The sequence below is a fragment of the Kordiimonas lacus genome (genome assembly GCF_001550055.1).
In the GTDB taxonomy this organism is placed as follows: Bacteria; Pseudomonadota; Alphaproteobacteria; order Sphingomonadales; family Kordiimonadaceae; genus Kordiimonas; species Kordiimonas lacus.
Genome location: NZ_LRUA01000007.1, coordinates 65,030 through 77,041, shown reverse-complemented (window position 1 = coordinate 77,041; position 12,012 = coordinate 65,030). Strand labels below are relative to the sequence as shown.

The window sequence follows — 12,012 nt, the reverse complement described above, 5'->3', positions numbered from 1 at the left end:
GCCTGGACAGGAGAAGAGGGGGAGAGAATGTCCCGCCCCCTTTGGCACGCTGAATCAGGACTTCGGCGCTGTGGTTACTTTTTTTGCTTCAGTCGCTGGGGCGGCTTTTGGCGCATCAGCAGCTTGGGCTTCTGGTGATGTCGCTTCTTTTTTTGGCTTGAACAAATCTTTGTAAGTCATTTTGGTTCTTTCTATGTGGGAAGAAGATGATCTCCGCCCTTTATTTATGTGGTGTTTATTTAAGAATATTCAATATCAATAAAATAAAATGATATTTAATTATTTAAATTGATGTAGATAAATTGTTTTTTATTTTTAATTTTATTTCAATAGTACTGGGTTTTTATTGTTTTAAATACTTTGGCAGGCGCACGTAAAGGCGTCCATCCAGGGTAGCCTGGATGGAGGGTCACGTGATTGATAGAGAAGCGCGGAGGCCAGGGTTTTGGCTGGCGGAAGGTCTAGACTTCCGACAGGGTGCCGCAGCCTCTTTTGGCCTGGGCAATGGCGTCGGCCAGGTTGGTGTAGCGGAAATCACCGAAATGGAAGTAATCCACCGGTATGCATTTGATGCCGTATTTGGCCATTTCATCAAGGTCGGAGGGTGTGACGGTTGGGTCGAACAGGTCAGGGGATGCGGCCAGGCCGCCTTTATCTGTGTTTGCGGGGGTTCTTGGGGTTGGCTTGCCGGATTTTTTGGACATGATATGTCCTTTCAAAAGTGCAGCATGAATTTGCTGCGATCCTGTATATGGCGATGCCACCCCCGAATTACCACCCGGCAGCCCGCCAGCCTGACAGATTGGCAAGCCAGGCAGCAGCATGCGCAGACGCCAGCAGCGAACGTCGCGGTCCCGCTGGTGCAAGGGCACAGTCATGATCAAATGGCTTGGGGAAATCGGAGGGAAAGTGGTGCCGGCACCAAGATTCGAACTCGGGACCTGATGATTACAAATCAACTGCTCTACCAACTGAGCTATACCGGCACTTTTCCAACTGGCGCGCGGTGGCGCCGTGTCCGTGGGCGCATCTTCTAGCACAAAAAAAAATCAGTGCAAGCCCCTTTTGTACGATTTTTTCACAAGGCTTATTGCGCCGGGTTCTGGCGCCTATGGCGGTGCTTGCAAGCGCCCGCGCGGGCCGGTACGGTGCCGGGCATCAAACCGGAATAAAGCTGGGGGCAGGGCTTGCAGTATCTTTTTGACGAACAAGGTGTTTTGGCGCGGGCCAGGCTGAACCTTCATGCGGTTTTCGCGCTTGAGGCTTTGCCTGCCGACGTGCACGACGCCCTCGTGGGTACGGACGCGGGGACATCCCGATTTCGCCAGTTGATTCTGCTGGGCCATGGCGGCAAGGCACTGTGGCGGGCTGTGACGGCGGGTGGCCTCAGTACCGACGACCCGATTGACAGCCACAGCCGGGACGCCGCAAGCGCCTATCTGGACACCAGCCCCGCGTGTGCTGACTATGAGTTTCTCTATCCGCCGTCTGACAACCCGGTTCCGCTGATCCGTATCGGCGAACTGGCAGGTTGGCACCACGCATCCAAGTTCCGGGTGGGCATCAACCGCGACTGGGGCAGCTGGTTTGCTTACCGGGCGTTGGTGCTGGCTGATAGCCGCTTCACGCCTGTCTCCCGCCCACGAGACACGTCCCCGTGCGATGCGTGCGAAGACAAACCCTGCATCAAGGCCTGCCCGGCCGCAGCGGTCACGGACGGTGAGTTCCTGTCCGGGCGCTGTTTTGATCACCGCCTGTCGGATGGGTCCAGCTGCGCTGAGGCCTGCCAGGCCCGTCTGGCATGTCCCGTCGCCGCCGAACACCGCTACTGCGATGATCAGGTCCGCTATCACTATGGCCGGTCGCTTGAAAGCCTGCGGTCCTACCGCAAGCGTGGGCTGGTCTAGGCGCCGTCGCCCGCTGGCTTCAATAGCCGGACAATTTCAAAGCGCAACCGGTCGATCTCAATGGGCTTGCTGACAAAACCGTCCATGCCGGCTTCCCTGAAGGCCTGGCGCTGTTCGGCCATGGCATCGGCCGTCAGGGCGATGATGGGAATGGCGGCGATATCCTTGTTCATCTTGCGGATGCGCCGCACGGTTTCGATCCCGTCCATGCCGGGCATTTGGTTGTCCATCAGGATCAGGTCGAAGGCTTCCGCGCCGAATGACTGGAGCTTTTCGATGGCTTCGAAACCATCGCTGGCCATGACGCATTTGTGCCCAAGCTGGGTCAGCATCTTCTGAATCAGAATCTGGTTCAGCTTGACGTCTTCAGCCACCAAAATCGAGGCGGAAGAAACCCGAATTTCTTTTGTTGCACCGGGTTGCTCTGGTGCAATCTCGCGGCTGACAGGCACCCAGAAATGGAATTCGCTGCCTTCGCCCAGGGTGCTTTTGACACCGATCTCGCCGCCCATCAGTTTTACCAGCTGTTCACTGATGGCAAGTCCCAGGCCCGTGCCGCCCACCTTGCGGGCGTTTTCCAATTGGCTGAAGCGCTGGAACAGCCGCGTTACATCACCTTCCGAAATACCAACGCCGGTATCGATGATGGAAATTTTCAACTTGCCTGGCCCCGTGTCCGCTAGGTCAAGAGACAGCCGGATTGTCACGGTACCCCTTTTGGTAAACTTCAGCGCATTGCCCACCAGATTGTTGATCACCTGCCTCAGGCGCACTTCGTCGGCTGAAATCCAGATGTCGGTATCGCTGTCGGCATCGATGATCAGTTTGTTTTCTCTTTCCTGGGCGATTGGGCGCATCAACAGTTCCGTGTCGCGCAGGGTGCGCGCCAGCAGGAAGGGCGCGGCCTTGATGTCGATCTTGCCGGCTTCAAGCTTGGAAAAATCCAGGATGTCATTGATGATATGAAGAAGGGCAAGTGCCGAACTGTGGGCAGCTTCGGCCAGTTCGCCGCGCTCGTTATCGCTTCTTGAGGACAGCATCAGCTGCAGGCTGCCGATCACCCCGTTCATCGGTGTGCGAATTTCGTGGCTCATGTTCGACAAAAACTCGGACTTGGCCTGGTTGGCGGCTTCCGCCTGGGCAATCGCCGCCTCTAGTTCATCGCGCTGAATACCGAGAAGGGAGTGGGTGCGCCGCAGTTCATCGGCGATCTGGCCCAACTCGTCCTTTCCTTCGACGGCCAGATCAAGCGTATCATGGTCCCCAGATAGTTGCCGGGACGCGCGCACAAGCGAGCTGACGCGGGTATCCACCTTGCGCCACAAAAGCACAGTGATGAGCGCCGCCAGGACCAGAAGCGTTACCCCGAGAAGCGTGATGGGCCACACGAGAACGTCGCTGATGCGGGCCTGCAAGGTGGCCGTGCTGCGCACCATCACAAGTACATCGCGGTGCATCTGGCCGCCCTCGATATAGCCAAGCCCGATATAGCCGATGAGCCATCGTCTCTGGTGGTCCTGTTCTGTGATCAGTTGGCCGGTCAGGGTCGCGCGCTTCAGCATGGCGGGTTTGATCCCCAGGGGCAGGTCGGTTGCCAGGCGGCCTTTGTGGGATACATTGTCCGCGAAGCGCACTTTCTGGTCGTCGCCAACGACCAAAAGGGCGACATGGTCCGATTTGCTGGCGGCGCTGAAGATGCCCAGATTGACGGCTGTGCGGTTGCCCTGGGCCAGCAGGGCTGTCAGGCGCACGTGCATGTCTCTCATGTCGGAATCGAAATCTTCTTCAGCAAGTTCAAAAGCTTGCTGTTCTGCGCGTGGCAGGGCGACGGTAAAATTGATGAGCGCTGTTACCAGTCCAGCCAGCAGAAAACCGCCGGTGATGAAATAACGGATTGGCACATTCTCAATTGCAGCACGCAGTGGTCCCAAGGTGTAGCCTTCGTTTGCCTTGATCTCGGAGCAAGGCAGTTTCCCCAACCTGCAATTCACGTTACCATAGTTATGGACTGCATCGGGATAAAGGGAAATATCGCCTATTCAAGTGAAAGCGAACCCTTTATTGTGTCAGTGAGAATGCGGAAAAGTGAGGTGGTTCATGGGTTTGACCCGTATGGTTCTGACGTTCGCAGGTATATCGCTCCTGGTCGCTTCGGTGGCGCGCGCGGATATGAAAATTGCGGTTCCCATCCTATCGGGCCACTTCAATCAGCAGGCTGACGGCCGCAGTGCAGGGGCGCTGAAGGCCATTTTTGATGCCTGCGATACGTCTTTCACGCTGGTGTCGAGCCGGTGGGGGCAGCATTGGCAGGATTTTGAAACCGACAAGTCCTTCGACGCCGTGGCCATCGTGTGGGACAGTGCGGGGGTCAGCGGTTTCCCTGGCGATGACTTTATCCATTCGCGCAATGGGGTGGCTTTCCTGGCGTCAAAGGGTCTCAAGATCGAGACCCTGGCGGACCTCAAGGGGCTTCGGGTCCTGGGCTTTGGCGGAGCAATCGAATTGTTTCCGAATCTTGCAGAAGCTTTGCCCGCTTTTGACAGCTACTGGGAAGCCCCAGCCGGTTTTGCCTCGCGTCTCGCGCTCGTCAATGACGATGTGGATGTGTTTATTACTGACGGGCTGATTTTCGCCATCGATTATATGGATCAGGTGGCCCTGAACGGCGCCGAATATGGCGACGCCAATTGGCCCAGGATGAAGTTTGTTGCGTTATTTCAGGAGCTTGGCGATAAACTGCATTTTCGCCGCAAAGCTGACCGGGACCGGTTCAATGGCTGCCTGAAGCAGGCGCGGGAAACCGGCGCTATCGCCGAAGCAACAAAGCCCTACGTTGAGCCATACAAGGAAATCGTGGGTGACAGTGTTCCCGACTATTAATGGGACCAGAAGGGGGACTATATGACAGTTCTGAAAAGTATTTTCAGGCCGCGAACGGTAACCGCCAAGGGCTTTGTGCTCATTGCTCTCAGCAGCTTGATCGCAGCTTCCTATCTGGGGTACCTGGCGCCTGTCGAGCAATTGCTGGACAGTGAAAAACTGACCTTCCGCTTTATCGATTTCACCGTTTCGCCCTACAAGATTCTGAAGGCGATGACGGTTATCATTGTGTTCATGTGGCTGGCATCCGTTAGTGTGGACCAGTTTGAAAAACGCGTGGGCAAGATTACCAGCGTGCGGGCCAGCAATCGTGAGCTGATCACCAAGGCAGCGACGCTGATCGTCTATTTCCTTGCCACGGTTCTGGCGCTTGATGTCATGGGCATTGATCTGACGGCGCTGACCGTCATCGGCGGTGCCATCGGTATTGGTATCGGTTTCGGGTTGCAGAAAATCACATCGAATTTCATCAGCGGCGTCATTCTGCTGGCCGAAAAATCGGTGGAGCTTGATGACCTTGTGGAGCTGACGGACGGCACCCAGGGTTTCGTGCGTCACTCCGGCGCCCGCTATACACTGGTTGAAACCTTCGACGGCAAGGAAGTGATGGTTCCCAATGAGGATTTCATCACCAACAAGGTGATCAACTGGACGCTCACCAACACCAAGGGCCGAGTGGAAATCACGGTTGGGGTGGCGTACGGCTCTGACCTCGATAAGGTCAAGGAGCTGCTGCTTGAGGCCGCGTCCGAACACCCGCGCTGCAGCGCCGACCCGAAGCCCCAGTGTTTCCTTGATGCATTCGGCGACAGTTCCATCAACTTCAGCGTCTATTTCTGGGTTGATGACGTCACTGAAGGCCGGCGCGAGCCGAAAAGCGATGTACAGTTTGCCATTTGGCGCAAGTTCCAGGCGGCGGGCGTGGAAATTCCGTTCCCGCAGAGGGATTTGCACATCAAATCTGGCGCATTGCCGGCGGAGGCCAAGGCATGAGCAACAGTTTCATCATTGATGCCCGGTATCTGGACCCCGACCATGAAGCCAAATCCCCGCAAGACGTGCAGGGTGAGATTGACGAGCCCATCTGGCTGCATGTGAATGTGGCGGACGACGGTGCGGCCGAGCAACTGGCCAAGGCGGCGCCCTATATGGACAGCGCCATGATCGAAGCCCTGTGTGCCGCAGATACCCGCCCGCATGTGGAAGATTTCGGCAAGGAATATCTGATCATCCTGCGCGGCATGAACATGAACCCCGAGGCCGAGCCCGATGACATGGTGTCGCTCAGGATATGGAGCGACGGCAAGCATGTGATCAGCGCTGAACGGCGGCCTGTGATGGCGGTGCGGAAGCTGATCGACAAGTTGAAAGCCTCTGACAAACCGGTGACCGCGTCAGAGGTGGTCGTGAGCCTCGCGGTGGAGATCATTGGCAACATGGCTGGCCCCATTGGCAAGCTTCTGGACGATATTGACGAGCTGGAGATCGCGGCCCTCGAAGGCAAGCCGGGGGACCTGCGCTCGCACCTGAACAGCCTCAGGGAAACTGTGCTGTTTATCCGGCGGTATCTGGTGCCGATGAAACAGGCAATCAGCCAGCTGCAGGGACTGGCGCAGGACTGGCTGGGCGACAAGGCAACCCGGCGGCTGAGGCACGCGGGCGATCATCTGGCCCGCCATATCGAGGACCTGGACGCCGCGCGTGAACAGCTACAGTTCCAGCATGAGGAAATGCTGGCTGCCATTTCAGACAAGCTGAACCGCAACATGTATACGCTGTCGATCGTGGCGGCGATTTTCCTGCCGCTTGGCTTCCTCACGGGCCTTCTGGGCATCAATGTGGGCGGTATGCCGGGGGCGGATGACGCCACGGCTTTCTGGTGGGTGGCCGGGGGCTGTGCCGCCATTGCCATATGCCAGCTTCTGTATTTCCGCCGCGGCGGCTGGTTCTGAACGTAAAAAGGCGCCAGTCGGTGGACTGACGCCTCGTTATCACGCTAGCTACTGGCTTCAAGCCTAACCGGCGGCCTTGATGTTGGCGTCAGCCGTCCAGCCCAGTTCCTTGGCTTTGGCTTCCGCAAGTGCCGGCACATCTGTCGATACGAAATGCTTATAGAGCATCTGTACGCCCAGCATGTGGTTGATCACAGCGTCCAGCTGCACCTTGCGGGCCCGCGGCGTGGCGTCACTCTCAGCCTCAGCGATCAGGCCCTGGACGGAGGCGGCATCCAGAAGGCCGCTTTCCGCGACGGCGCTTTCACTCAGGTGCTCGTCCGCCAGCGCCCTCATGGCGTTCCACTTGTCCTTGTTGATGGTCGCCGGTGGCGCCATGAAGGCAAATTTTTCACGCTCATACAGCGTTTTCGGCAACAGCCCCTTCATGGCTTCCTTCAGCACATATTTTTCCTTGCGGTCCTTGATGCGGTGCAGCGGCGGAATCTTGGTCGCCATTTCCGCCAGATGATGATCCAGGAACGCCGGTCGCGCTTCCATGGAATTGGCCATATCCACCCGGTCGCCGCCCCAGGTGAGGATCTGGCCTTCCAGCATGGTTTTTGACCAGACATACTGCGCCCGGTCCAGCGGATGGCGGCCATCCAGCTTGGTGCGGTCCAGTTTTTCGGCGATGGCGAAGCCGGGCTTATAGTCAGCCAGCAAAGCGGCCCGGTCCTGGTTCAGGACGCCGCGCGCCGTGTCCTCACAGGAAAGCCACGGCTGCAGGCAGCTTGGCGTGAAGCCCACGCGGTCTGTCAGATACATGTCCTCGTGCGCTTCTTCGGCCAGCATGGCGCCCTTGAACAGCGCATTGCTCTCGCCCAGCATGGATTGCCAGCGCTCGCGCTCGGACGCCTCCAGGTCATCCAGGCCGTGCAGGAACAGGTCGCGCCGGAAGCTGGGGTAGCCCGCGAACAGCTCGTCAGAGCCTTCGCCGGTGACCACCACCTTGTAGCCGGCTTCGTGAACATGTTTGCTCATCAGATATTTGGCGACGGCCAGCGTGTTATAGATGGTGCGTTCCGCGTGCCAGACGGTTTTCTCAAAGTGGCCATACAGCTGATTGGCGTCCAGCCGCAGGATATCCTGGTCGGCGCCGGTGGCGGCTGCCATTTCCTGCGCGATCGGGGTTTCGTCATAGGCCTTGTCGGTGAATCCGATGGTGAAAGCCTTCACTGGGTTCTGCCGCATGGCGGCCGACAGGCCAAGGATGGAACAGCTGTCCACCCCGCCGGAGAGGTAACAGCCCACGGGCACGTCGGCTTCAAGGCGCAGGCGCACAGCCTCCGTGAGGCCTTCGCGCACGGCTTCGATGCTCTCGTCTTCGTCCTTCGGGCCTTTGTGGAAATCGGCTTCCGGGAATTCGAAATCCCAGTAAGGGCGGTCCTGTACCTGATATCCAAGACCCTGGCGTTTGAAGGTAACAATATGCCCCGGCTTGACCTGGTGGATGCCTTCATAAGGCGTGGTGCCCGGCACCATGACTTGCATCAGCTGGTGCAGGAGGCCTTCATTGTTGAAGCGGCGCGGCACATCCGGGTGCGCCATCACCACCTTGATTTCAGACCCGAACACAACGCCTGTGTCGCTCATATGATAGTAAAGCGGTTTGATGCCGAAGCGGTCGCGCACCAGATGGAGGGCGTCTTCCTTTTCGTCATAAAGCGCGAAGGCGAACTCGCCCCTAAGGCGCCTCAGTGTCTCTTCGAGGCCGAAGCGCGGGTAGAGATGCAGGATGATCTCACTGTCGCTTTTGGTACTAAAGCGCGCGCCGCGGCTCGTGAGGTCCGTGCGGATGCGCTGATAGTCATAAAATTCGCCATTGTGAGCCAGCAACAGGCTGTCGTCCGCGCTGCGGAAGGGCTGGCGCGCCCGGTTTTCATTGAGGTCGATGATCGACAGGCGGGCGTGCGAAAACCCGACGCCCTGGCCGTCCATCACTTCCACACCGAAGCCGTCGGGCCCACGGTGGTGTTGGATTGCGGCCATATTGGCCAACAATTGCGCGTTAACGGGACGGTTCTTCTCTCGGTAAAAAATACCAGCAATGCCACACATGGGGTCTGCCTCTTTTCTCTAAACTTGGATCGGGGTTCGGGCGCGTATTCCGGTTTGTCAGACCACGTCCATCACCATTTCGGTTCGCTGTACAATGCAGGTCAGAAGGGCCATGCGCATGAACACAGCGCCGCGGGCCTGGGCGAAATACCAATTGTGCGCGGTGTCATCGAGCGAGGTGCATAGCTCGTCACCGCGCGCCAGCGGGTGCAGGATGATGGAGTCTTTCTTGAGCGGCGAGTCCTTGTCCAGCTTCAGGTTTTTGCCCATCACCTCAAAGCCGTCCGCTACCCAGGCGATTGCGTTGATATAAACGACGTCCAGCTCAGGAAGTTCCTTGTCCAGGTCATCGCTCTCGCGAATGTTCAGGCCTTCACGCAGCAGGTTTTCTTTCTGCTCTGGCGCCCAAACGTCACCATTCTTGTCGTCATGGATCACAACGACCTCTTCGAAAGAATTGGAAAAACGGGACAGGAGCGTCAGCAGGCTGCGGACCGTCCGCATGCGGTTGGGCACGCCTACGATGCCGATCCTGATTTTGTTCTCCGGCTCTTCGGCCAGCAGGTCGGGCCGCCATTTCATGATGGCGTACAGGTCGGCCAGCGCTTGTGTCGGGTGCTCGTCCATGCCGTTGCCGGCATTGATGATCGGGATACGCAAGGCGCCCATCATTTCCATCACAGACGATTCCGCATTGTCACGCAGCACGACACAGTCGCCGTAGTTGTTGAACATCTCTGCCACGTCGGACAGGCTTTCGCCCTTGGCGATGCCAGTGGTGGAGCGGTCGGTGATCGACATGATGTCCCCGCCCAGCCGGTGCCAGGCGCTTTCGAACGACAGCCGGGTGCGGGTGGACGGCTCATAGAAAGCGCTGATCAGCAGTTTGCCGGACAGTGGCTTCATCGGCGTCGCGAACCGGTCCGGGTTGGCCTCATATTTGGCTGCCAGACGGAACAGTTGGGTCAGCAGCGGGCGCTCGAACTGTGCGGCCGAAGCCACATGGTTTTTCGACAGGGTCAGCAGATACTCATGCTCTTCCTGCACAGCGCGTAGCAGGCCCTTGGGGTGGGCGCTGCCGTATACATCCGGGCGCTCGGGCTCGAACGAGGCCGCACCTTCGAAGATTGCTTTTTCTGCACCTACCATAGCGACTTCTCCTTCACGTCACGCCAGACAAGATAAATAAGAACAATGGGTGTCACGGTGGCCAGCGCAAGCGCGGGCACCACCAGGGCAGACAACCCTGCGGCGGAAATCATGATGTCTCTCCGTTGGATTGAGGGGAGGATGAGCCCTTCAGGAGGGCCCAGTCGAATGTGGGTTCACTGCGGAACGCCAGCAACATCACCAGCATGGATACGGCAGCGGAAACAAGCGCTGCCACATAGAAGCCGATGGTAAAATAGGCATAGAGGCCGCTTGCGGTCCCGAGCACCATGGCGGCGGAGGCCAGTGTGCCATTGCCGCGCCGGTTCAGGATCCCGATCGCAATCGGCCAGATGGTGCTGGCAACGAAAGCGCCGGTGAAATGCAAGAGCGACCCGAGCGTGGCCATTTTCGGCACACTGAGAATCCAGGTGAGGGCACCGAGGCCCAGCACAATCCAAACCGCGGCTTTCCGAAGTTCCGCATCTGTGGCCTGTTTGCGGATATGACCTTTATAGATGTCCTTGACGACCAAGTCCGAGGTGGCGGCCAGCACGCTATCCAGGCTGGAGGCCAGGGCGGCGAACACCACCACAAACACCAGAATGGCGCCTGCGAGGCCGAAAAGCTTTCCGGCCACAAGCGGTGCGACCATGTCGGGCGAGGGCACATTGATGCCAAGGGCAGGGGCTGCCAGCGCAATAAAGCCCGCCACAATCGGGATCGGCAGCCAGAACAGCCCCGCGAGCCCGTAGGCCTTGAAGCCCACGCCTTCGGCAAAGGCAAAGGCGCGCGACCACCAGACGTTTGAATGGAAAATCTCGCCGACGCCGAAGAACAGGTTGTTAAACAGGAACATGATAGAGGCGGGCAGCAGCAGGTTCAGAAGCTCCGGCCGTTCAGCTTCAAGCTGCGCATGGATGGCGTCAAAGCCCACTTCATTGATCACCAGCACGGCCAGGATCACCACACCCACAAGGATCAGGATGGTCTGAACAAAGTCTGTCCCGATCACGGCCTTGAGGCCGCCAAAGACAGTGTAGAGCGTGCAGACAACCACAATCACGGTCATGCCGTACGCATAGGGTATGCCCGCAAGCGCGTTGATCAAAAGGCCCCCGGCCATGCCCAGGCTGATCAGCCAGCCAAGGCTGTAGAAGAAGCTGATCACCAGGAAAATGCGCCAGGTCGTGTTGCCGTAACGCAGGCGAATGAAGTCACCGCTGGTGAAGCCGCCGGGCATCATGGTGCGGATACGGCGCGCCAGCGGCGCGAACAGCATCAGGCCCACAGCGCCCAGACTGTAGCCCACCATGCCCCAGATACCCAGCTGGTAGGCCAGCTGCGGCGCGGTCATGGTGGTGTTTGACGTAACCCAGGTGGCCATCGCGGTGGCGACGGCAAAGCCCATCCCCACCTTGCGGCCGGCCAACATATAGTCGTCCAGCGTGTCGTTCTTGCGGCCAAGCCACCAGCCCAGCCAGACCCACAAGAGGGAGAAGGCTGCAATGATAAGCCAGGCAACGGATGCGGGCATTACGGTATCAGTATTGAGCATGGAATATTCCCGGAATCAGGCCGCGGTCTGATCGGAATCGACTGCGCGGCCGCCAAGGACAAGAAAGGCGGTGAGGGCAATAAACATGAAAGCGCCAACGGCGAAAAAGCCCCAGGCCCGGCTTAAGGGATGGTGACTGACGGTCACGGTAACGGGTGTGCCCACCCGGGCGCCATCGGCGGTCAGCTGGAACTCATAGCTGCCATCCGGTAGGCCACTCAATGTCGTGGCGCGGTCGCCACCCGTATAAAGCGTGTGCCAACCCGAAGCTGTTTTTTGTTTGAGTTCGAAGCTATTTCCCCGAGTGTCGGGCCAAGCCAGAGTGATGTATCCGGCGCTTGTGCCATCATCAGCCACAGTGAGGCCGGTGGCAAAAGCAGGTGCATTCGGGACCAGCAGTGCGGCCAGAATTATTACAGCACGTAAAACCATAACGAGATGTTTTCTAAAGCCCTTCTTTAAAAAC

General features: G+C 58.2%; 11 protein-coding genes and 1 tRNA gene. 4 read left to right on the top strand and 8 right to left on the bottom strand.

Translation table 11 applies throughout. The features are described from left to right. Positions 1–54 precede the first annotated feature (54 nt). From KORLAC_RS19190 to KORLAC_RS13330, 3 genes are all read right to left on the bottom strand, one after another. The gene (locus KORLAC_RS19190) at positions 55–180 is read right to left on the bottom strand and encodes a hypothetical protein (RefSeq protein ID WP_277620381.1); all 126 of its coding nucleotides are present in this window, start codon (positions 178–180) and stop codon (positions 55–57) included. A 281-nt stretch (positions 181–461) separates the two neighbouring features. After that, positions 462–704 carry a hypothetical protein gene (locus tag KORLAC_RS13335; RefSeq protein WP_139167606.1) on the bottom strand — a complete coding sequence of 81 codons (243 nt, stop codon included), beginning with the start codon at positions 702–704 and terminating at the stop codon, positions 462–464. A gap of 206 nt (positions 705–910) precedes the next feature. Then, positions 911–986: transfer RNA gene (locus KORLAC_RS13330), tRNA-Thr, on the bottom strand. Between the two features lie 201 nt (positions 987–1,187). Here KORLAC_RS13330 and KORLAC_RS13325 point away from each other — a divergent pair. Continuing rightward, the gene (locus KORLAC_RS13325; RefSeq protein ID WP_068307249.1) at positions 1,188–1,907 is read left to right on the top strand and encodes a hypothetical protein; all 720 of its coding nucleotides are present in this window, start codon (positions 1,188–1,190) and stop codon (positions 1,905–1,907) included. Here the strand turns inward: KORLAC_RS13325 and KORLAC_RS13320 are convergent. Then, positions 1,904–3,838 carry a hybrid sensor histidine kinase/response regulator gene (locus tag KORLAC_RS13320; RefSeq protein WP_068307248.1) on the bottom strand — a complete coding sequence of 645 codons (1,935 nt, stop codon included), beginning with the start codon at positions 3,836–3,838 and terminating at the stop codon, positions 1,904–1,906. The genes KORLAC_RS13325 and KORLAC_RS13320 overlap by 4 nt on opposite strands. 166 nt (positions 3,839–4,004) lie before the next feature. Between KORLAC_RS13320 and KORLAC_RS13315 the strand changes: the two genes are divergently transcribed. Genes KORLAC_RS13315 through KORLAC_RS13305 form a run of 3 tightly spaced genes read left to right on the top strand, consistent with a single transcriptional unit; the run spans position 4,005 to position 6,739 of the window. Next, positions 4,005–4,787 carry a periplasmic binding family protein gene (locus KORLAC_RS13315; protein ID WP_068307246.1) on the top strand — a complete coding sequence of 261 codons (783 nt, stop codon included), beginning with the start codon at positions 4,005–4,007 and terminating at the stop codon, positions 4,785–4,787. A 21-nt stretch (positions 4,788–4,808) separates the two neighbouring features. Next, positions 4,809–5,780, top strand: a complete 972-nt coding sequence (locus tag KORLAC_RS13310; RefSeq protein ID WP_068307245.1) for a mechanosensitive ion channel family protein — start codon at positions 4,809–4,811, stop codon at positions 5,778–5,780. Beyond that, complete coding sequence (locus tag KORLAC_RS13305) at positions 5,777–6,739, top strand: zinc transporter ZntB (RefSeq protein ID WP_068307243.1); 963 nt, start codon at positions 5,777–5,779, stop codon at positions 6,737–6,739. Before KORLAC_RS13310 ends, KORLAC_RS13305 begins: the two co-directional genes overlap by 4 nt. 63 nt (positions 6,740–6,802) lie before the next feature. On the opposite strand, the gene asnB is transcribed toward KORLAC_RS13305, so the two are convergent. The 4 genes from asnB to KORLAC_RS13285 form a co-directional block, all read right to left on the bottom strand. Continuing rightward, positions 6,803–8,839: an asparagine synthase (glutamine-hydrolyzing) gene (gene asnB / locus KORLAC_RS13300; protein WP_068307241.1), complete on the bottom strand. Its 2,037-nt coding sequence runs from the start codon at positions 8,837–8,839 to the stop codon at positions 6,803–6,805. A gap of 57 nt (positions 8,840–8,896) precedes the next feature. Continuing rightward, on the bottom strand, positions 8,897–9,988 hold the full coding sequence (locus tag KORLAC_RS13295) for an aspartate/ornithine carbamoyltransferase family protein (protein ID WP_068307239.1): 1,092 nt from the start codon (positions 9,986–9,988) through the stop codon (positions 8,897–8,899). Positions 9,989–10,097: 109 nt separating this feature from the next. Further along, entirely contained in the window at positions 10,098–11,546 is a 1,449-nt protein-coding gene (locus tag KORLAC_RS13290; RefSeq protein ID WP_068307238.1) for a sodium:solute symporter family protein, read from the bottom strand. Positions 11,547–11,561: 15 nt separating this feature from the next. Then, on the bottom strand, positions 11,562–11,978 hold the full coding sequence (locus KORLAC_RS13285; RefSeq protein WP_068307237.1) for a hypothetical protein: 417 nt from the start codon (positions 11,976–11,978) through the stop codon (positions 11,562–11,564). Between the last annotated feature and the right edge of the window lie 34 nt (positions 11,979–12,012).

Excerpts from the sequence above, each read along its gene's own strand:
- KORLAC_RS13295 (WP_068307239.1), bottom strand. The coding sequence starts at position 9,988 with ATGGTAGGTGCAGAAAAAGCAATCTTCGAAGGTGCGGCCTCGTTCGAG.
- KORLAC_RS13315 (WP_068307246.1), top strand. The coding sequence starts at position 4,005 with ATGGGTTTGACCCGTATGGTTCTGACGTTCGCAGGTATATCGCTCCTG.
- KORLAC_RS19190 (WP_277620381.1), bottom strand. The coding sequence starts at position 180 with ATGACTTACAAAGATTTGTTCAAGCCAAAAAAAGAAGCGACATCACCA.
- KORLAC_RS13285 (WP_068307237.1), bottom strand. The coding sequence starts at position 11,978 with ATGGTTTTACGTGCTGTAATAATTCTGGCCGCACTGCTGGTCCCGAAT.
- KORLAC_RS13290 (WP_068307238.1), bottom strand. The coding sequence starts at position 11,546 with ATGCTCAATACTGATACCGTAATGCCCGCATCCGTTGCCTGGCTTATC.
- KORLAC_RS13305 (WP_068307243.1), top strand. The coding sequence starts at position 5,777 with ATGAGCAACAGTTTCATCATTGATGCCCGGTATCTGGACCCCGACCAT.
- KORLAC_RS13335 (WP_139167606.1), bottom strand. The coding sequence starts at position 704 with ATGTCCAAAAAATCCGGCAAGCCAACCCCAAGAACCCCCGCAAACACA.
- KORLAC_RS13310 (WP_068307245.1), top strand. The coding sequence starts at position 4,809 with ATGACAGTTCTGAAAAGTATTTTCAGGCCGCGAACGGTAACCGCCAAG.
- asnB (WP_068307241.1), bottom strand. The coding sequence starts at position 8,839 with ATGTGTGGCATTGCTGGTATTTTTTACCGAGAGAAGAACCGTCCCGTT.